Here is a 20,464-nt window from a genome sequence, read left to right as displayed (position 1 = left end):
GCAAGCCGTTGGAGACATTGAAACAACTGCTGATGTATGGGATAGATGCAGGCATACAACTGCTGACGCAGCCCTTTTATTATATTTCGATTTTGTTTGTCATGCTGTTTTACCGAAGGCAGGTGTTGGTGGAGCGCAAGCTGTTCCATGTGAAGCTGCATTCCTGGGGATTGCAGACCTGGCGTACGTTTCTAGGGGGACTGGCGGCAGGCATCGGCGTGTCCATCGTGGTGGCCTTCTTGGGGATATCATTAAGCTTGGAAGCCATTATATGCATATGGGTGACTTCGCTGATCCTGATGCTGTTTCATATCCGGTACTTATGCTTTGCCTATTCCATCGGTCTGCTCGGGATCATTCAGTTTGTGTTGGGCTGGTTTCCGAATTGGCAGCCGGAAGGCTGGATTCATCAGGTAACGGCAACCATCCTTGGTTTGGACATTCCGGCCTTGCTGGCGTTGTCCGCCGTTCTGCATTTTGCTGAAGCTTTGCTGGTAAGGGTACAAGGGTCGGGATTTGCCACACCGCTGTTCCTGGAGGGCAAGCGCGGCAAGCTTGTCGGCGGCTATCATATGCAGAGCTTCTGGCCGCTGCCGTTGTTCCTGCTCGTTCCGGCGGTTGGCGGGGGCAGCGTGCTTCCGTGGACGCCGTTTTTCGGCGGCGATGCCTGGAGTACGGGCTTTACTATGATGGCACTCCCGGTCGTGATCGGCTTCGGTGAGATGACGCAGAGCATGCTCCCGCAGGAGAAGGCAGGGATTACGTCGAAGCGTCTCATATTCTATGGGGCGATTGTGCTGGCATTGAGCCTGCTGGCCGAGTGGTGGTCGCCGCTTACCATTGCGGCCGCATTAGCGGCGCTGCTGCTGCATGAGGGCTTGGTATGGTACAGCAGATACGAGGAACAGCAGCGCAGCCCGATGTTTGTGCATCCGGTACGCGGATTACGCGTTCTCGCCGTGCTGCCGGACAGTCCGGCAAGCGAGCTCGGCATTTTGGCAGGGGAGACGATCCTCAAGGTGAACGGTAAGCTGATTCACAGCAAGGAGCAGCTGCACAGCGCCTTGCGCCAGAATCCGGCCTTCTGCAAGCTGGAGGTTCAGAACCATCAAGGGGAGAGCAAATTTCTGCAGCGCGCGATTTACGCAGGGGATCATCATCAGCTGGGTGCTATCGTGGCGCCCGACCCTATGGATGGCATCGCGGTGGGGTTGAAGCCGGTAAGCTTGATCACGCTGCTGGCGAATAAACTTCATATTCGCAGCAAGCGGGGGGCTTCCGGCAGCAAGACGTCCGGCGGTTCCGAAGAAGCCGGATTCCCTTCATCGTGATACGGCAAACGGGCCTTTGTCCAATATGGACAAGGGCCCGTTTTTTAGCTTCATTCCGTTATGTAAAGGATAAGCGGGGACTAGCCCTGTACCTTTTTTAAATAAAAGATAGCGATTTGCGTCCGGTCCCGAAGATTCAGCTTGCCCAGAATATCGGTGACGTAGTTTTTGACGGTGCCTTCGCTTAGGTAAAGCTGCGCGGCAATTTCCTTATTGGACAGGCCCTCCGCGATAAGGGCGACGACCTTTTTCTCGGCAGGGGTGAGCCCGAACTGTTCCAACTCAGCGGATCTCGGGACTGGCTGCGGGGTTGGACGAAGCATGCCGGTCAGCTTGCGGGCGATATCGGGATGTATCAGCATGTTACCGTCATGCACCGTTTTGATCCCCTGGATGATGCGATCGGGCGGAATGTTCTTCAGCAGATAACCGCTGGCCCCGTTCCGCAGCGCCTCCACGATATAATCATCGTCATCGAAGGTAGTCAGCATCAGCACCCGTACATCAGGGTATCGCTCGCGAATACGCCGGGTTCCTTCCACGCCGTCGCATACCGGCATCCGGATGTCCATGAGCAGGACGTCGGCATGAAGTCCGTCCATCAATAACGATAGAGCCTCCTCCCCGTGTTCCGCGACAGCCGATACTTCGATATCCGGATCCATCCCCACCAACAGTTTCAAGCTTTCCCGAATGAACGGGTCATCATCTGCAATCAATACGGATATCATGGATAGCCACGATCCTTTCTATAAATTAGGGTGCTGCCGTCATGTCAGTTACATAATCTCGCGCTTCCGGTAGACAGGCAGCCGGGTGATGACGGTAAAAGGCACGGATTTTCTTACCTCCAGCGTTCCTCCTACCACTTTGGTTCGCTCGAGCATGCCGCTTATCCCGATGCCATGGCGGTCTGCCGCAGCGATCGGGTTCGCCTCCTCTTGGACCGTTCCATCGTTGGAGACCTCCATTCGAACTTCCTCGTCTCCGTACTGGAGAGTAATTTGGACCCGCTTGGCCTGGCCGTGGCGTATGGCGTTGGTGATGGCTTCACGGGCATTTTTGTATAATACCACCTGTTGGCTTGGATAAAGCGGATAAGGAACCCCCTGCAGCACAAGCTCGGTCTCGATTCCGGTCTCCCTGCCAGTCTCCTCCAGCAGCCGATCCAGGGAATAATCGTCCGTGATCCGCCTTGACGGATTCATCTGTTTCACGGCGGTCCGCATCTGCTCCATGCTCTCCCCCAGCTGGTCGCGGATTTGGTGAAGCATATCCATGCCCCGGGCGGCATCCTGCGGCACGATATGAAGAGCGGCTTCCATCATCATTTTGACGCGAATCAGCCGATGGCCGATATCGTCATGCAGCTGGCGGGAGATGCGGTTACGCTCCTCGGCCTGGGCCGCGCTTTCCACCTGATGGGCGAACTGAAGCAGCTGCCTGCCTGCCTCGTCCTGCTGGAAATGCAGTCTTTTCAGCTCGTCGTATAAATGAATGTGATCCAATTCCTTCTGGTTCATTTCATGGATGCGGTGGAACGTCACAGCCAAGAACAGAAACAGCAGATTGGCTGTCGTATGCAGCAGCGCATCGTAATCGGTAATCGCGATGTTGAGCAGTGCAAGGTGACCGAATGCCAGCCACAGCCTGCCAGGCCGCTCGAACAAGGGCAGATAGACGCATAGGGAGGAGATGGTCAGGAATACCATCATGAAGCCGTATTGGTGGCATAGCCATAGGGACAACGGGATTTCCAGCAGTATGGCTGCTTTCCGGTAAGCAGGCGAAGGGAGGAAGCGGCTCAGTACCGCAATCGCCAGAAATAGCAGGATGTACACCATATACTCCCCGTAATCGTCGAGCTGCTGCAAAAAGATGTCCGCTGCGGCGGGCAGGAGAATGAGGCCGTACCTGAGATAGGCAAGTGGAGATGTCACGTGCGATCCAACCCTTTTCCATTGTAAAGTCAAACCGTTCAAACGATTGGCTTCATTATAGCACATGGATGTTTTCGGCAAGGAGATGACTTTCGTCACCCTATAAGGTGACTTCCTCTACCTTAAAAATCCGGCGATTCCAGATAGAATGTAATCAACAGATGGATACGAGGGAAATGGAGATGATGATGATGACGGTCTTTCTGGAGATGAAGGATGTCGTAAAACGATATGGTAGCAAGCTGTCGGTGGATCATATGAATCTGGAAGTGAACGAAGGCGAGATTTTTGGATTATTGGGACCGAACGGAGCGGGCAAGAGCACGTCCATCAATATGATCTGCGGCCTTCTGGCGAAGGATCAGGGCATCATCAAAATAGACGGTATCTCCATCGAGGAGCAGCCGCTGGAAGTGAAACGGAGAATTGGGCTGGTGCCCCAGGATCTGGCGCTGTACGAAGAGATGCCGGCCTGGGACAATGTCGCTTTTTTCGCGAAATTGTACGGGCTGCGCGGCCAGCTGCTGAAGGAGCGGGTGGAGGAGGCGCTGGCGTTTGTCGGCCTGCAAGATCGGGCGAAAGAAAGGCCGTCCACCTTCTCCGGGGGGATGAAACGAAGACTGAATATTGCATGCTCGATTACGCATCGTCCGAAGCTGATTATTATGGATGAGCCGACGGTGGGGATTGATCCGCAGTCCCGGAATCATATCCTGGAATCGGTGAAGACGTTGAACCGCATGGGTTCTACCGTTATTTATACAAGTCATTACATGGAGGAAGTTGCCGCGATCAGCGACCGGGTGGCCATCATGGATCAAGGTCATGTTATCGCCTGCGGGACGCAGCAGGAGCTTCGGGCACGCGTGGCGCATGAGGAAAAAATCATTCTTACTGCTGATGGGATCACACCGGATCTGGTGGAGGAACTGACCATTCACCCGCGCGTTAGGCGCGTCGCGCAGAATGATAACGAGGTCGAGGTCTATGTACCGTCAGCTCAGGATGAGCTGCAGGATATTTTATTCATTTGCAGTAAACACCATACAACGCTTCGCTCTCTGCAGTGCGAGGAGCCGGGGCTTGAAACGCTGTTTCTCAGCCTGACCGGGCGAACGCTTCGCGATTGATCATAACGGACACGAGCAGAGGAATCCATGAAGGAGGAATACCGAAGATGAATACGATGATTATCGCCTGGTTCGAGCTGAAGCGGATGGCCACCAGCCGATCGGTGCTGATCAACCAATTTTTGCTGCCGCTGATCCTTATTTTCATATTGGGAAACGCGCTGTCGGGCTGGTTTGGTAATGATCAGGAATTTAAACAGCCATCGGTCCGAGTGGGATTGGTGTTAGATGCCGAGGCTGGAGGACAGCTGCCGGGGAGCATGCAGGCACTGACCGGCTTGCCGGAGATTCAGGACCTACTGGAATCCGAGGTGGTATCCAGCCGAGACGAAGCCGAAGAAAAGCTGCGCCGGGGCGAGGTCGATTACGCGGTGGTGGTTCCTGCTTCCTTTGATGAACGAATGAGCCAGGGAGCGGACGTGAAGCTTGAGCTGCTGCCTGGAAGAGACCGTGAACTAAACCTCGTGGCAGACACTGTCTTCAAGACCTTTATCGCCAATGCCAATCACAAACAGGCGGAGGTAGCCGTTATGGGCGGAGACCAAGTTCTTGCGGCCCAAGCGGCAGCGCCTGTCGATGCGTCGGACGGACCCAACGTTACGATCGGTCAGCTGAGCGAGAAAGGAGCGACGTACTCCGCAGCCCAATATTACGCAGCCTCCATGCTGATCATGTTCCTGTTGTATTCCGGCCTGATGGCCAGCAGCAGCCTGCTGGGCGAGCGGGAAAGCCGGACCCTGTATCGCTTGCAAAGCGCGCCCGTTAACCCCGGAACCGTGTTTGCCGGGAAAATTATCGGGTGCAGCCTGATCACGCTGGCACAGGCCGCCGCTATCGTCCTTGGATCCATGTGGCTGTACGGCGTCAAATGGGGGCCGCACCCCTTGCTGCTCATCATGGTCTGCGTATTGATCACGTTATCGTCCATGACCATAGCCACGTTCATTACCCTGGTCTCCTCAACGGCGGCAGCAGCCAGAGGGCTGATGCAGGCGATCATTATCGCCATGACGTTTGTCAGCGGAGGGTTCATGCCGCTGCCCGTGGAGTTCTTCCAGAAGCTCGGCGCCTTCACCGTTAACCATTGGGCAATGCAGAGCATGCTGCGGATGATGCTGGACAGCGACGTGCATTTGATTGTCACTTGCGTGGGCACGCTGGCGGCCATTACCGCGGCCCTGTCGGCTGCAGCCATGATTACGTACAGGAAGGTGGGATACCATGCATAGCTTAACCATTGCCTGGCATATGGTGAGACGCACGCTGGGACGAAAAAGAGGCTGGATCGTCTATCTGTTGGTTCCTTGCGTGGTCGTTACCTTGACGGTGTTCCTTCTGGGGCAGACCACGGCCGCGAGCATTCTGGTCTCTTACGTGAACGAGGATGATGGACCTGCAGGGCGGTACTTGATGAATGAACTGGAGCGAAGCGGCCAATACGTGCTCAAGGAGTCCGGGTCCGAGAATATGCTGAGGGAAGACCTGGTGGAGAATAAAAGCACGGTTGGCGTTTATATTCCGCAGGGGTTCAGCGACGGATTAATAGAAGGCCAACGGCCGGCGGTTAAAATATACGAAGTCTCCACCTCGGAAGCCTCGGTGATGATTCGAATGACGGCGGACTCCGTGGTTACGCGCCTAAGCGGTACGGCTGCCTTGATCCGGGAGACCTCGGAGCCGGACGCGGATCGTATGCCGGCGCTGCAAGAGGTGCTCAAGCAATCCGCGCTGAATCGGGTGGACACCGAAGTCACGGATTTGAATCTGTATGCGAAGCCGGGACTCTCGAACGTAACGGGATTTACCCTGATGTTCATGATGACCCTTATCTCCAGCGTGGTGTCGATGATGATTGATGACCGCAGGCAGCGAACGCTGTCCCGCATGTATACGGCGCCGGTGCGCGCCTATCAGATCGCTTTAGGTAATTTTCTGGGCAGCCTGGTGGTCGGCTCGCTGCAGGTGATCATCGTGCTCGTGCTAAGCCGGTATGTCCTTCGCTACGATTACGGAGTTCCGTTCATGCTGCATTTCCTTATTCTGATGGCCTTCATGCTCGTATCGTTAGGCGTGGCAAGCACGGTCGCCGGGCTGATCCGGAATGGGCAAAATGCGGCCATGATCAATTCCATGATCGTCACGCCGACCTGCATGCTGGGCGGGTGCTTCTGGCCGCTTGCCATCATGCCGGAGTTCATGCAGAAGATCGCTAATTTCATCCCGCAAAAATGGGCCATTGAGGCGGTGGAGACCGCGGCTACGGGCGGCACGTTATCCGATATCGCACTGCCGCTGGCCGTGCTGGGCCTGATGGCGGTCATTCTGCTGGCCGTCGGTTCCGCTGTCCTGCGGCCGAGCGAGAGCGGGGTTGGGCACGGCGCTTAAAATATTCGCTCCAGGATTCCTCCGTAAAAAAGCTCTTGAAGCTTCGATCGGAAGTTGTATATCGAATTTGCCGTAAACCTTGCGACGCTCAGGAATGCCGTCAGTGATCGAACCAGTGTTTATATATGCAAAAGCGCCCGCCAGATCTGAATCCATGCCGATTCAGTCTGCCGGGCGCTTATTGGTTTATGCGGATGTGTTACGGATTGCATTCTTAACGCAAAGCATGGAAGTCCATGGGCCGGTCATTGCGGCAATCGCCTACTCCTTAAGCTGCCGCAACACCGTGATTTCAACCCGGCGGTTCTTCTGCTTGCCTTCGGCGGTCGCGTTGTCCGCGGCCGGCCTCGTATCGGCATAGCCTGCATACTGGAAGCCTCCCGGGTCCAGCTTGCTGTGCTCCAGGAAGAATCGCAGTACTGACATCGCCCGGGCGCCGGAGAGCTCCCAGTTGTCCTTGTAGCTGGAGTAGCGGCCGATCGGCACGTTGTCCGTATGCCCCTCGATGCTCACCGTGGTGTTTAAATCGCCGAACAGGCTGGCTAATTTGCCCAGAACCGGAGCGGCTCCAGGTTTAAGCTCGGCCTTGCCGACATCGAACAGGAAGCGGTCGCTTAACGTAATGGCAATCCCCTGCGGCTCGTCCGAGATGAAGATGTCCTCTTCGAGCTGGTTATCCTTCACGTATTGCTGAATGAGCCCCATAAAGTTCGCCAGCTCTTCCTCCTGGGCACGGAAAGCGAGCTCGCGCTCGGTTAGGGGTTCTTGCCCTGTATCCTTGTCCTCGCCTTCCTCATCGGCAGCAGGCTTCGGCGGAGGATTCTTATGGTTCTCCGTATCGGCAGTGCCGGTAATCCCCGAGCCCATCTCCAGGATGCTGTCCCCGCTCTGGAAGGTAGCCTGCAGGGATTGGGTGACGAGCTTGTATTTTTCCGTGTCGAGCCGGCTCATGGCATACATCACAACAAAAAAGATCAGAAGCAGCGTAATCAGGTCGGCATAAGTGATCATCCAGCGGTCGCGCTGTTCGCCTTCGGCCTGTTTGCGCTGACGCCGCCGTCTATTCGGCTGTCTCATGCGCGATCCCCCTTGAGGACGGAATGTCCGTGGTGCCTGCGGAAGCGAAGGAGGCTAGCTTTTTGCGAACCAACAGCGGGTGCTCTCCGTTCTGAACGGCCATGATTCCTTCGAGCAGCAGCTCCATTTTTACAATTTCTTCTTCGGAACGTGCTTTAATCTTGGACGCAATGGGCAAAAAGATAATATTGGCACTTGCGACGCCGTATAAAGTGGCGGTAAACGCGACAGCGATGGACGGGCCGAGACCGGTCGGGTCCTGCAGGCTGCCCAGCACGTGGATCAATCCCATGACGGTACCGATGATCCCCATGGTAGGGGCATAACCCCCGGCGGACTCGAAAATTTTGGCATAGCCTTCGTGCTTCTGCTCGGCGGCATTGATATCGAGCTCCAGGATTTGACGCACCATTTCCGGGTCGTTGCCGTCCACGACCATCTGCATGCCTTCCCGCAGGAACGGATCCTCGTGTTCGGCCGAGATGCGCTCGAGCGCCAGCACCCCGTCTCTTCTGGCCGTTACCGACATATCGACGATGGCATCAATCAGTTCGTCCGACGAACGGTTGCTGCGGCCGAAGGCCAGCTTGAGCGCAGCGGGGATCGTGCGGAGCCGGGTGGCGGGGAAACTGACGATGACGGCGGCGATGGTCCCGCCGAATACGATGAGCGCAGCCGCGCCTTGCAGCAGGCCGCTCAGATGCCCGCCTTCCCATAAAAACCCTCCGATCAACGCGGCCAGGCCGGCGAGAATGCCAAGAATAATCGTAATATCCATAACGCTGTATCATCTCCTTAAGGAAGTTAATTAAGATCATCGGTTCGTATTCCGCAAGTTCGACATGAACGCTGAAGGCTCCCGAAGTCGTGGAAGCCGGGGACTTAAACATTTGCCCTGGAACTTATTGAAATTTTCATTAAACTGTTTGCATCAAAAAAACGTAAAGGGTATAATGAGACGGGAACAAATATTCTTATTCCTTACGCAGACACCACTAATTTCCCATAGTATATCATCGGGAAGTTTCGACATATCTTTTAGCATGAATTTCATTTTAGAGTATGAGGGTGATGAAGGGCAATGAGCGATTTAGTTGTCAGTACCAAATCCTTTGAGATCCAGTCTGAATTCCAGCCGCAGGGCGATCAGCCCACGGCTATTGATGCGTTGGTCGAAGGACTCCGCCAAGGGAAAAAACATCAGACGCTGCTAGGTGCAACAGGAACGGGTAAGACGTTTACGATCGCGCAGACAATCGCCAAGGTAAACCGTCCCACACTCGTCATCGCGCACAACAAGACGCTGGCTGCGCAGCTGGCCAGCGAGTTTAAGGAATTCTTCCCGAACAACTCGGTGGATTATTTCGTGAGTTATTACGATTACTATCAGCCGGAAGCCTACATTCCTTCCTCCGATACGTATATCGAGAAGGATTCCAGCATTAATGAAGAGATTGATAAGCTCCGCCACTCCGCCACGAGCTCGCTGTTCGAACGGCGCGACGTCATCATCGTGGCAAGCGTATCCTGCATATACGGTTTGGGTTCGCCGCACGAGTACGGGGAAATGCTGCTTTCGCTCCGGGTAGGCATGGAGAAGCCGCGCAACGAGATTCTGTCGCGGCTGGTCGATATCCAATACCAGCGGAACGATATCAACTTCGTGCGCGGCACGTTCCGCGTGCGCGGGGATGTCGTCGAGATCTTCCCGGCCTCGAAGGGAGAGCATGCCGTTCGCGTCGAGCTGTTCGGCGACGAAATCGAACGGATCACAGAGATCGATGTTTTGACGGGCGAGCTGGTTGGGGAACGCGAGCATATCGCCATCTTCCCGGCGTCTCACTTCGTCACCCGCGAAGAGACGATGCGGGTAGCGCTCGTGAATATCGAGCGCGAACTGGAAGAGCGCCTTGAACTGCTGCGCTCGGAAGGCAAGCTGCTGGAGGCTCAGCGGCTGGAGCAGCGCACCCGTTACGACATCGAGATGATGAAGGAAGTCGGATTCTGCTCCGGGATCGAGAACTATTCGGGGCCCCTGACCTTCAGGGAGCCTGGGGCTACGCCATATACGCTTCTCGACTACTTCCCGGACGATATGCTGTTCGTCATTGATGAGTCGCACGTTACGCTGCCGCAAATCCGCGCGATGTACAACGGTGACCGGGCACGTAAAACGGTGCTGGTCGATCATGGCTTCCGCTTGCCGTCCGCGCTCGATAACCGGCCGCTGAAGTTCGAGGAATTCGAGGAGAAGGTGAACCAGATCATCTATGTATCGGCCACGCCGGGACCGTATGAGATGGAGCACTGCGATACGATGGTCGAACAGATCATCCGGCCGACAGGCCTGCTTGATCCGATCATCGACGTGCGCCCGACCGAAGGGCAGATCGATGACCTGATCGGCGAGATCCATGATCGCGTGGACCGGGACGAGCGCGTGCTCGTGACCACGCTCACGAAGAAAATGGCCGAGGATCTGACCGATTACCTGAAGGAAATCGGAATCAAGGTCCGTTACATGCACTCCGATATCAAGACGCTGGAGCGGATGCAGATCCTGCGCGATCTGCGGCTTGGTACATTCCACGTGCTGGTGGGTATTAACCTTCTACGGGAGGGACTCGACCTGCCGGAGGTTTCCCTCGTAGCGATTCTGGATGCGGACAAGGAAGGGTTCCTGCGCTCCGACCGCTCGCTCATCCAGACGATCGGACGGGCGGCCCGGAACTCGGAAGGCAAGGTTATCATGTACGGCGACAAGATCACCGATTCGATGGATCGGGCGATCAAGGAAACCGAGCGCCGCCGCAGCATCCAGGTTGCTTACAACGAGGAGCACGGCATCACGCCGCAGACGATCCGCAAGAAGGTGCGCGATGTCATCGAAGCGACAAAGGTCGCCGAGGGCAAGGCGGATTACCTGGTGGGCGAAGGACAGAAGATGTCGAAGAAAGAGCGTCAGAAGCTGATCCAACGCCTCGAGGCCGAGATGAAGGAAGCGGCGAAGAATTTGCAATTCGAGCGTGCGGCCGAGCTTCGTGACGCGCTGCTGGAACTGCAGGCCGAGTAATATGGAGAGACGAATGACAAGGGGGACGGCCTATGCGGTCGTTCTCTTTGTGAAATATAAGCACCACATGCATGCCATATGGAGTAGGAGATGATATCGTTTGGCCAGTGAAAAAATTGTGATCAAAGGCGCCCGCGCACACAATCTGAAAAATATCGACGTCACGATACCGCGTGACAAGTTTGTCGTTCTGACGGGGCTTAGCGGCTCGGGGAAATCCTCCCTCGCATTCGATACGATTTATGCCGAGGGGCAGCGCCGTTACGTGGAATCCTTATCCGCTTATGCGCGCCAATTCCTCGGACAGATGGAGAAGCCGGATGTCGATTCCATTGAAGGCCTGTCGCCGGCGATATCGATTGACCAGAAAACCACGAGCCGCAATCCGCGTTCGACGGTAGGCACCGTGACGGAAATTTACGATTATTTGCGTCTGCTGTTCGCCCGGGTCGGACACCCGCACTGTCCGGAGCATGGCGTGGAGATTACCTCCCAGACAGTCGAGCAAATGGTAGACCGCATCATGCAGTATCCCGAGAAGACGAGACTGCAAATTCTCGCCCCGGTCATTTCCGGCCGCAAGGGCGAGCACAAGAATCTGTTTGCCGACATTGCGAAGCAGGGCTTCGTTCGGGTGCGCGTCGATGGGGAGCTTCGCGATCTGTCGGAGAACATCGAGCTCGAGAAGAATAAAAAGCATACGATCGAGGTGGTTGTGGACCGGATCGTGGTGAAGGATGATATCGAAGCACGCCTCGCCGATTCGATCGAAACGGCATTGAACCTGTCAGGGGGCCAGCTCCTGGTCGATATCATGGGTCAGGAGGAGCTGCGGTTCAGCTCCAACTTTGCCTGTCCGATCTGCGGCTTCAGCATGGAAGAGCTGACACCGAGAATGTTCTCCTTCAATACGCCATTCGGTGCTTGCCCGGATTGCGACGGCTTGGGCGTGGAGATGATCGTGGATCCAGAGCTGCTTGTGCCGGATATGAGCAAAAGCGTCGAGGAAGGCGCCTTTGCCGCATGGAGCGGGGGCACATCCACGTATTATCCGCAGTTTCTGAAATCGGTCTGCGCGCATTTCGGCATTCCGCTGGACAAGCCGGTCAGTACCTTTAGCCAGGAACAGATGAATAAACTGTTGTACGGAACGGGCAAAGAGAAGGTTCACTTCCGTTATGAGAATGACTTCGGTCAGCGGAAGGAAGCGCACGTCACCTTCGAGGGCATCATTCCGAATCTGGAACGCCGCTACCGCGATACGAACTCCGAGGGCATACGCGAATACATCGAAGGCTATATGAGCAGCAAGCCCTGCGATGTGTGCAAAGGCCATCGTCTCCGTAAGGAAAGCTTGGCCGTTACGATTAATGATCGCAACATGGCCTATGTTACCAGCTTGTCGATCGGAGAATCCCTGAAATTCTTCGATCATCTGGAGCTTAGCGAGAAAGAAAAACAGATTGCCAATCTCATTCTGAAGGAGATTCACAGCCGTTTGGGTTTCCTCGTTAATGTCGGGCTGGATTACCTGACCCTCAGCCGTTCGGCGGGAACGCTGTCCGGCGGCGAAGCGCAGCGGATCCGGTTAGCCACGCAGATCGGGTCGAGCCTCATGGGCGTGCTCTACATTCTGGACGAGCCCAGCATCGGGCTGCATCAGCGGGATAACGACCGCCTGATCTCGACGCTGGAGCATATGCGGAATTTGGGCAACACGCTGATTGTGGTCGAGCATGACGAAGACACGATGATGGCCGCGGACTATATCATCGACATCGGCCCGGGCGCGGGCATTCATGGCGGCCAGGTCATTGCGGAAGGAACGCCGAAGGAGATTATGAACGACCCCAACTCGCTGACGGGCCAATATCTGAGCGGCCGTAAGTTCATTCCGGTCAGCAGCAAGCGCCGCAAGACCGATGGACGCTGGCTGGAGATCAAGGGCGCGAAGGAAAACAATCTGAAAAATATTAACGTGAAAATTCCGATTGGCGTCTTCACGGCGGTAACGGGCGTGTCCGGATCCGGCAAGTCGACGCTGGTCAACGAGATCCTGTACAAGACGCTCGCTCGGGATTTGAACAGGGCGAAGGTACGTCCGGGGCAATACCGTGAAATGAAAGGTCTGGAGCACATCGAGAAGGTCATCGATATCGACCAGTCACCGATCGGCCGTACGCCGCGTTCCAACCCGGCAACCTATACAGGCGTCTTCGACGATATCCGGGATATCTATTCCCAGACGAATGAAGCGAAGATTCGCGGATACAAGAAGGGCCGCTTCAGCTTTAACGTGAAGGGCGGACGCTGCGAGGCCTGCCGCGGAGACGGCATTATCAAGATTGAGATGCACTTCCTGCCGGATATCTACGTGCCTTGCGAAGTGTGCAAGGGCAAGCGTTATAACCGCGAAACGCTGGAAGTCAAATATAAAGGCAAGAACATCGCCGAAGTCCTGGAGATGACGGTGGAGAATGCAACGGACTTCTTCCAGAACATTCCGAAAATTCACCGTAAGATGCAGACGCTGATGGATGTGGGCCTGGGCTACATTACGCTGGGTCAGCCTGCCACCACGCTGTCCGGCGGCGAGGCGCAGCGCGTGAAGCTGGCTTCCGAGCTGTACCGCCGCAGCACAGGCAAAACGATGTATATCCTGGATGAGCCGACCACCGGCCTGCACGTGGACGATATCGATCGTCTGCTCGTCGTGCTTCACCGCCTGGTGGAATCCGGGGAGTCCGTCCTTGTCATCGAGCATAATCTCGATGTCATTAAGACAGCGGACTATCTGATCGACCTGGGTCCGGAGGGCGGCAGCGGCGGCGGTACCATTATCGCTACGGGAACGCCTGAGGATCTGGTCAAGGTGCCAGAGTCTTACACAGGCAAATATCTGAAGCCGATTCTGGAACGCGATACGAAGCGAACCGAGGAATTGAACAAGGTGGAAGCAGCCCGCTAATAAACGTTAGCGGACGTAAAGTTGTTCTTTGTCGGCATAGGAATTGCCTGACCATGAAATGACCGCCTCGCGATTTTCAATCCCGGGGTTAGTAGAAAAAGGAGAGGAGTCCCTGGTGGAATTGCCAGGGACTCTTTTTTTGTGATGGTCGACAGCCATCGAAGCATGCCCCGGACCACGAGCCCTCCGGACAGGGAGCGGTGCGAGCAAGTCATTTAGAGAAACCTTCAAGGAATGCACCTATGTCCGGCGTTATTTTCATGCTATCCTCCAATATCTTCGCATTCCAGGATATGGTATGATCTTGGTGATTTCGTTAAAACGGAGGGATTGTATGAAGAGGATCACCTGTTCCATTCTGATCGTTTTGGCAGCAAGTGCTTTATACATAAACTCAACCGACGGCGTACAGGCAGAGGTAGGGGTACCCGTTTCGGATCGCGTGCAGGCAGAGATGGGGGTATCCGTTTCGGATGTGAAACACTTCGATGCACAGGAAGCCCTTACCCGATTAAATAAAGGGTTCCTTCCCCTAGACGGGCAGGGGGAGTCTAGCTCGACAGAGGCTATAAGCCGGCAGGATTTTGTCATATTCATCGTCCATACGTTAAACCTGAATGCGGATAGTCCTCCGGAAGTCATTACCTTTAAGGATGTGCCTAAGGATCATTATGCCTTCACGGCGATCGAAACTGCGGTTCAGGAAGGGCTGGTAAAAGGGGTCGGCAGCGGGAGATTCGGGCTTGGATTGCCGCTGACGCGTCAGGATATGGCTATGCTGTATCAAAGAGCTCTGCAAGGGATTTCCGATAAGATCGGATCCGGCGCGGAACCTTCACAGCAGAATTTAGAGGAGGGATCCTCCAGCAATGATGCCAAGGAAGCTATGGCACTGGCCTTGGAATTAGGACTGTTTCGGGTATCCGGCATTGACGTTTTGAAACCCAAGGGCACCGTCACTCGGGAAGAAGCTGTCTGGGCTACAGCCAAATGGCTGGAATCCGTGGCGTCAATCGATTTGAATGCTGACGTGGGCGAAACGGAAACACCGCTGAAAAGCCCTCTTCCGGTCATACATGGCGTCGTTGCTACTTCATCGGGATCAACCTCGGCAACTCCTGATCATTCCGGACCAACGCAAGCTCCGACAGAGAAGGGACCTTCAGCTACCGTATCGGAGGCTTTGCCAACAGCGGCACCATCAGCTCCGAACGATCTGAGGTTCCACCATGTGAAGGGGCAGGCTCAATTAAGCTGGACGCATCAGCAGGGCGTAACCTACAATATCTATTCCAGCGGACAATCGGGAGCGGGGTATGCCTTATTAGCTGGCGGAGCGAATGTGAACGCAGGTTCTTATGCCATATCGGATGTACGTTTTCAAGAGCCCTCTTACTATGTGATCGAGGCTGTGAACAGCGTCGGCAAGAGCGGTTACTCTAACGAAGTTTCGAGCCGCCCGAATAAAGTATCCGGCCTTCAGGCCATCCTAAATGAGGAAGATGAATCCATTGCTTTAACCTGGTCAGATGCACAGGAAGGCGTAACCTATCATGTATACTACACAGGACCCGACGGAGCTGGGGCGCGTTTGAACGATGAACCGTTAGAGAGTCCGGCCTATCTCATTCCGAATCTCCATATGCTGGCAGGTCTGCCCGGCCGGTATACGATCCATGTGGTCGCCGTGAACGAATGGCATATCCGCAGCGAACCGTCCAACGAGGTAACTTTGGATGTCAGAAAGGACCCCGTGGATCGGATTACGATCATGGATCCTTCCGTGGCTTTGCCAAGCGAGGATCTGGCGGAGGAGACTGTAACCGAGCAGGGGTCGGCTCCAGAGGAACCCGAGGACCAGGAGGAGTATGAGGATCCCTTTCTCGATCCAACCCGGGTACCTCTCGGATAACGGAACAACCTGTGCAAGGCTCCATTTCGTTAGCTTGATCTAGTCCCTGCCATGATGAAAGTCATGCTAATGTCTGACAATTTGGTTAAAAATGAGAAATTTCTATGACTTTTTTTCATTTTTCGGGGCGGAGGGCTTGCATCTGGACGGGCACATGGATAACATAGAAGAAGATATGTAAATTTGCCCGAGAAGAAACCCACGAGGAGGTACGTTTCATGATCCTTGCAGCAGCATCGGATGCGACCGCGACATTTAAGACATTTGACATTTTCATGATTTTGTTTACGATTCTGATCTTTGTTGGCGTGGTTCGCCTGTTGATGGCCCGTCAAAAAAATAAATTCGCAATCGCTTTCGGTCTCGTCAGCTTATTTGTGTTCTTGTATTCTGACTATGCCATGATTACAGGATGGTTTAACAATTAGGTTGGCGTGATGCACGCTATTAAAGCGGCTTCATGACGAATGGAATGAAATACATACAAACAAGACGCCCTTCTGCTACCTGCAGTGTGAAGGCGTCTTTTTGTTTCTTCGAGGGCAAGTTACACGATCCGCAGGAAAAACGTAAAAGAAATAGGTGTATCAGCAATGGTTACAAATGGAAAAACATGATAAATTGAGGAGTACAAGTTGGGTAGAGGATGGAACCGGGGGAGGAACATACCAATTGAAAAACGTACAATGGCAAAAAAGATCCGCGGCCATGCTGCTAGGGACCGTCATTTTGGCAGGAAGCAGCGGCATGCTCACACAGGCAGAGGTTGCGGATGCAACAAGCGCGAAGCCTAAGAATACATATGAGCAAAACGAAGTGCCTCAAGTCATCAGCCGGATGTCGCCGTCGGTGGTCGGCATTATCGGGAAGGCCGCTCAAGGAAGCGGCGAAGTGGACGACAGATACAACCTGGCGCATGGCACAGGAGTCATCTGGAAGTCGGACGGCTGGATCGTGACGAACGCCCATGTGGTGGACGGGCTTACCGGAATCACGGTCGTGACCGCAGATGGCAAATCCTATAAAGCCAAGGGCGTATACAGCGATCCGAAGAGCGATATTGCGTTGGTCAAAATCAATGCCAAGTCCCTGAAGCCGGCCAAATTTGCGGCAACAGCGCAGCATGCGCTTGTCGGAGAAACGGTTGTTGCCATTGGCACGCCGATCTCGTTCTCGCTGCGAAACTCGGCCTCGGTGGGCGTGGTAAGCGGGCTAAACCGGAGCGTAGACGGCTCTTATCGCCTGATTCAAACCGATACCGCCATTAATCCTGGCAACAGCGGGGGCCCGCTCGTCAACTTGAAGGGCGAGGTTATCGGGATCAACAGCAAGAAGTTCGCCGCCGTCGGCATTGAAAATATGGGCTTCTCCATACCTGCGGAAACGGTCCGCTACGTTGTGGGGCATTTATTGGAATACGGCGAGGTGATTAGAGCCGGACTCGGATTGGAGCTGGAAGAGAGCTGGTCCGCCATCGTGGGTCTCCCTTCGGACGATCCGTTGACCGTTACAAAGGTGTTGTCCGAGCAGGCCAAGCAGGCCGGCATTCAGGAGGATGACGTATTATATGCGATTAACGGCAAGCGCATTTATTCCGTTGTTGATATCAACGAACGGTTAAAGCCCTATATGCCCGGTCAGCAGGTTCAGCTGCTGATGCAGCGGGATGGGGATATCGTGAACGTAAAACTGACGCTCAGCCAGGACGGTAACGGAGCTGCTTCGTCAAGCGTTGGGGAGGCCGAGTAATGGAAAAGAGAGAAAGAACGGAAACTAGCCGGCGCCTGCGTCAGGTGACAGCCGGAACCTTATCGGCGCTGATGTTATTTATGACGTTGTCGCTTCCCGTATGGGGAGATGAAGCGATTGTGCCGGAGAAGCGCATACTGACCGTGCAAAACGGCAGCAGCACAGCCTCGGTCAATGACACTTCCTACACGATTGCCAAGCCGCAGCTGAAGCAGGGTGTTTTGATGGTACCGCTGGGCGTATTCAAGAAAGCGTTTGGCAGCGAGATCAGGCTGGAGGGCGAGAACCGGATACGGCTGCTGCAAGGGCCGCATACGGTCGTGCTCGTGATGGATAACAAGACGGCATGGATCGACGGGAAAAAGGTGCAGCTGCCGGTGGAACCGACCATGGTGTCCGGTACGCTGATGGTGCCGCTGCGCCCGGTTGCGGCGGGAATCGGCGCCAAGGTAAGCTCCTCCCAGGGCAAGCTGGCCATCAGCCTCATGGTCACGGATAAGGAAGAGAAGCAGGATGAAAGCGAAATCAACAACACGACCGGGAAGACCCGAATCGGGAACAGCTATTATGATTGGAGTTTGAATTATCCCTCCTGGATGATGGTTGGAAGAGGCACGGACGATGAGAGCGGTTCGGCTTTCAATGATGCTACGGGCCGCTATTACCTGGAGGTGCACGCATTCTCCCACAAGGTGAAGCTGAGTCCCGATGATCTGCTGGAACGGCTCCTGAAGGAAGTGGGCGACTCCGGAGATGTTGTGCTGCACCAAGAGACGGTCACAAGCGCAGCGGTTCCGTATGCCAGAGTGATCTCCCGCGATGTCGACGGCGTCTTGTGGGAAGGTCGGCAGTATTATGCCAACGACCGCGTCTATGAACTGTATTTTGCCGATGCCGAAGCGGTTCACTATAAAGATATGGACCAACACGCGAGCTTGCTGGGCTCTTTCAGAACAGCCTATCGGGCAGGAGACAAATCGGTAAAAGACGTATCCTCCATCGTGGATGGGTTCCGCGAGGCAGGAAACGAAGAATACGGCATATGGTTCGGCATTCCGGCAGGCTGGGAAATCAACAACAAGGACATGTTATACGGCAGCGAAGGAGAGGGCTATCTGTCCGTCTCGGTGACATCCGCTCCTACGGGGGCCGATGGTACCCTCGCCGCTTGGGGGCAGCGCCTCAAAGACTGGCTGACGGAATCCTTCGTCGAGGAATCGTACGAATACGTCGGACTTACGCCTGTGGAGATTTCCGGCGTCAAAGGGCAGATTCAAGAGGTTCGGTACAACTTCGGGAATAAATGGATAACGGAATATGAAGTGATGGTCCAGAAGAACGGCTACCGCTATTATCTGGAGTATGTGGTACCGGATGGGCAGGAACGGACGGCTTCCAACTGGAAAAAGGTTCTCGAATCAATCGAGATCGATTACGATGTGGTGCCGGCAAATTTCGGCCGCATCGGCGAAGAGGGCTACCTGACCGATAAAACCCAGATGAGAAGCAAAAGCTCCGAGAGGTACCGCTATCATATCGATATTCCAAGGTACTGGGAGCCGCTGAACGATCAGTTCGAGCAGGGAATCGTGGAGTACGGCTTTGCCGGGGGCGGTTTTGAAATTACTGCCCAAAAGGATACAGCAGCTGAAGTCATCGTCAGCAATCTGAAACGGTATTATAACGAAGCCAGCGCGGCTTCGTCGGTGAAATTGCTGGGCGTCGATAAGATCACGTTTGCCGGCGTGCCTGCCGTGTCGTTCAAGGTGCATCAGGTGAAGAACGGCGTGGGTTATACGACCGAGGAAATCGTCTTTGAAAGCGGAGATATCGCGTACACGATCATGACAACGCTGAATGATGCCAATGCAACGGAAGTGCAGCAAGCGGCGCTGGCGCGCACGCTCTCCTCGTTTAAGCTGGTGAAATAATCCGCAGAATGGAATTATGAACTCATATCATATGGATTAAAGCGAATGTTTGATAACACCGACAGCTGTCCTGCTGCACTCATGGGGTGCGGATGGGCAGCTATTTTGGTTTAGTCAGCGGAATGACGGGCCCCCATCCGAATAATGTAGAACATATGTGCCGATCAGGCGGCCTGATATGTTAAAATTAAAAAGTGAGAGCAAATGGATCATTCATGAAACCGGCTTGTAGAAGAGGGATAAGCGGATGAAAAAAACGATAGGCATGTTCGCCCACGTGGATGCGGGCAAGACCACGCTGGCGGAGCAATTGTTATATACGACCCATACGATTCAGGAGCGCGGCCGGGTGGATCACCAGAGCGCATATCTTGATCGTCATGACATTGAAAAAGAACGGGGCATTACCGTATTTGCCGATCAGGCAACCATGCATTTTAACGGTTCCACGTATTATTTAATCGATACGCCGGGTCACGTCGACTTCTCGCCGGAAATGGAGCGGGCCATACAAGTCATGGATGCCGCCGTTGTCGTGATCAGCGCCGTGGAAGGTGTCGAGGGGCATACGGAGACGGTGTGGCAGTTACTGCGCAAGCATGGCGTGCCGACGTTCCTGTTTATCAATAAAATCGACCGGGTAGGCGCAGACGTGCCGCGCGTGCTGGCGGAGATTCGCAGCGAGCTTGCCGAAGACGTCTGTTGGATCACCGAGGAGGATGTGCTGCAGGAAGGCCTGATGCAGTCTTCGCTCATTGAGTTTATTGCGGAGCGGGACGAGAAGCTGCTGGAGCTCTATATGGAAGAAGGGTATGAGGCTTCTCGGTGGCTGGATGCGATGATAGCAATGATGCGGAAGGGGGAGCTGTTTCCGTGCTTCAGCGGATCTGCCCTGCAGAACGTGGGCGTAACCCATTTCATGCATCAGTTGGATCTGCTGACGGTAACGGATTACGATCCCGAGGCGG

At 54.7% G+C, this 20,464-nt stretch carries 15 protein-coding genes; 11 read left to right on the top strand and 4 right to left on the bottom strand.

Features of this window, described 5'->3' with window-relative positions:
• The first annotated feature begins 8 nt into the window (after positions 1–8).
• Entirely contained in the window at positions 9–1,331 is a 1,323-nt protein-coding gene (locus HMPREF9412_RS23135) for a PDZ domain-containing protein (protein ID WP_009594260.1), read from the top strand.
• Between the two features lie 80 nt (positions 1,332–1,411).
• Here the strand turns inward: HMPREF9412_RS23135 and HMPREF9412_RS23130 are convergent, their stop codons facing one another.
• Positions 1,412–2,062 (bottom strand): response regulator, encoded by a 651-nt coding sequence (locus tag HMPREF9412_RS23130; protein ID WP_009594224.1) that lies wholly within the window; start codon positions 2,060–2,062, stop codon positions 1,412–1,414.
• A gap of 48 nt (positions 2,063–2,110) precedes the next feature.
• Complete coding sequence (locus tag HMPREF9412_RS23125; protein WP_254664103.1) at positions 2,111–3,271, bottom strand: sensor histidine kinase; 1,161 nt, start codon at positions 3,269–3,271, stop codon at positions 2,111–2,113.
• Between the two features lie 182 nt (positions 3,272–3,453).
• On the opposite strand from HMPREF9412_RS23125, the gene HMPREF9412_RS23120 reads away from it, so the two are divergent.
• The 3 genes from HMPREF9412_RS23120 to HMPREF9412_RS23110 are packed head-to-tail and all read left to right on the top strand — an operon-like array spanning position 3,454 to position 6,786.
• On the top strand, positions 3,454–4,401 hold the full coding sequence (locus tag HMPREF9412_RS23120) for an ABC transporter ATP-binding protein (RefSeq protein WP_083829992.1): 948 nt from the start codon (positions 3,454–3,456) through the stop codon (positions 4,399–4,401).
• A 47-nt stretch (positions 4,402–4,448) separates the two neighbouring features.
• A complete protein-coding gene (locus HMPREF9412_RS23115) occupies positions 4,449–5,630 on the top strand; it encodes an ABC transporter permease (protein ID WP_009594243.1) in 1,182 nt (393 codons plus the stop codon).
• Complete coding sequence (locus HMPREF9412_RS23110; protein ID WP_009594248.1) at positions 5,623–6,786, top strand: ABC transporter permease; 1,164 nt, start codon at positions 5,623–5,625, stop codon at positions 6,784–6,786. Before HMPREF9412_RS23115 ends, HMPREF9412_RS23110 begins: the two co-directional genes overlap by 8 nt.
• A gap of 261 nt (positions 6,787–7,047) precedes the next feature.
• Here HMPREF9412_RS23110 and HMPREF9412_RS23105 read toward each other — a convergent pair whose 3' ends face one another.
• Entirely contained in the window at positions 7,048–7,863 is an 816-nt protein-coding gene (locus HMPREF9412_RS23105; protein ID WP_009594278.1) for an OmpA/MotB family protein, read from the bottom strand.
• Positions 7,847–8,641 carry a flagellar motor protein gene (locus tag HMPREF9412_RS23100; RefSeq protein ID WP_009594287.1) on the bottom strand — a complete coding sequence of 265 codons (795 nt, stop codon included), beginning with the start codon at positions 8,639–8,641 and terminating at the stop codon, positions 7,847–7,849. The genes HMPREF9412_RS23105 and HMPREF9412_RS23100 overlap by 17 nt, the downstream gene beginning before the upstream one ends.
• 303 nt (positions 8,642–8,944) lie before the next feature.
• Between HMPREF9412_RS23100 and uvrB the strand changes: the two genes are divergently transcribed.
• The 7 genes from uvrB to HMPREF9412_RS23065 form a co-directional block, all read left to right on the top strand.
• On the top strand, positions 8,945–10,936 hold the full coding sequence (uvrB, locus tag HMPREF9412_RS23095; protein WP_009594250.1) for an excinuclease ABC subunit UvrB: 1,992 nt from the start codon (positions 8,945–8,947) through the stop codon (positions 10,934–10,936).
• Between the two features lie 100 nt (positions 10,937–11,036).
• Entirely contained in the window at positions 11,037–13,904 is a 2,868-nt protein-coding gene (gene uvrA / locus HMPREF9412_RS23090; RefSeq protein WP_009594289.1) for an excinuclease ABC subunit UvrA, read from the top strand.
• Positions 13,905–14,238: 334 nt separating this feature from the next.
• The gene (locus HMPREF9412_RS23085; RefSeq protein ID WP_009594234.1) at positions 14,239–15,816 is read left to right on the top strand and encodes an S-layer homology domain-containing protein; all 1,578 of its coding nucleotides are present in this window, start codon (positions 14,239–14,241) and stop codon (positions 15,814–15,816) included.
• A 218-nt stretch (positions 15,817–16,034) separates the two neighbouring features.
• Positions 16,035–16,244 (top strand): hypothetical protein, encoded by a 210-nt coding sequence (locus HMPREF9412_RS23080; RefSeq protein ID WP_009594213.1) that lies wholly within the window; start codon positions 16,035–16,037, stop codon positions 16,242–16,244.
• Between the two features lie 244 nt (positions 16,245–16,488).
• Positions 16,489–17,565 carry a S1C family serine protease gene (locus HMPREF9412_RS23075; RefSeq protein ID WP_009594283.1) on the top strand — a complete coding sequence of 359 codons (1,077 nt, stop codon included), beginning with the start codon at positions 16,489–16,491 and terminating at the stop codon, positions 17,563–17,565.
• Complete coding sequence (locus HMPREF9412_RS23070; protein ID WP_009594274.1) at positions 17,565–19,496, top strand: stalk domain-containing protein; 1,932 nt, start codon at positions 17,565–17,567, stop codon at positions 19,494–19,496. The genes HMPREF9412_RS23075 and HMPREF9412_RS23070 overlap by 1 nt, the downstream gene beginning before the upstream one ends.
• A 247-nt stretch (positions 19,497–19,743) precedes the next feature.
• A partial coding sequence (locus HMPREF9412_RS23065; protein ID WP_009594277.1) for a GTP-binding protein occupies positions 19,744–20,464 on the top strand: 721 nt, incomplete at its 3' end.

This window comes from Paenibacillus sp. HGF5, assembly GCF_000204455.1.
Classification (GTDB): domain Bacteria; phylum Bacillota; class Bacilli; order Paenibacillales; family Paenibacillaceae; genus Paenibacillus_AQ; species Paenibacillus_AQ lautus_A.
The sequence above is the reverse complement of the archived record's forward strand: the minus strand, read 5'-3'. Positions and strand labels throughout refer to the sequence as shown.

Coding starts and splice junctions, on each gene's coding strand:
- HMPREF9412_RS23085 (WP_009594234.1), top strand. CDS start 14,239: ATGAAGAGGATCACCTGTTCCATTCTGATCGTTTTGGCAGCAAGTGCT.
- uvrB (WP_009594250.1), top strand. CDS start 8,945: ATGAGCGATTTAGTTGTCAGTACCAAATCCTTTGAGATCCAGTCTGAA.
- HMPREF9412_RS23080 (WP_009594213.1), top strand. CDS start 16,035: ATGATCCTTGCAGCAGCATCGGATGCGACCGCGACATTTAAGACATTT.
- HMPREF9412_RS23070 (WP_009594274.1), top strand. CDS start 17,565: ATGGAAAAGAGAGAAAGAACGGAAACTAGCCGGCGCCTGCGTCAGGTG.
- HMPREF9412_RS23120 (WP_083829992.1), top strand. CDS start 3,454: ATGATGATGATGACGGTCTTTCTGGAGATGAAGGATGTCGTAAAACGA.
- HMPREF9412_RS23110 (WP_009594248.1), top strand. CDS start 5,623: ATGCATAGCTTAACCATTGCCTGGCATATGGTGAGACGCACGCTGGGA.
- HMPREF9412_RS23115 (WP_009594243.1), top strand. CDS start 4,449: ATGAATACGATGATTATCGCCTGGTTCGAGCTGAAGCGGATGGCCACC.
- HMPREF9412_RS23130 (WP_009594224.1), bottom strand. CDS start 2,062: ATGATATCCGTATTGATTGCAGATGATGACCCGTTCATTCGGGAAAGC.
- HMPREF9412_RS23100 (WP_009594287.1), bottom strand. CDS start 8,641: ATGGATATTACGATTATTCTTGGCATTCTCGCCGGCCTGGCCGCGTTG.
- HMPREF9412_RS23105 (WP_009594278.1), bottom strand. CDS start 7,863: ATGAGACAGCCGAATAGACGGCGGCGTCAGCGCAAACAGGCCGAAGGC.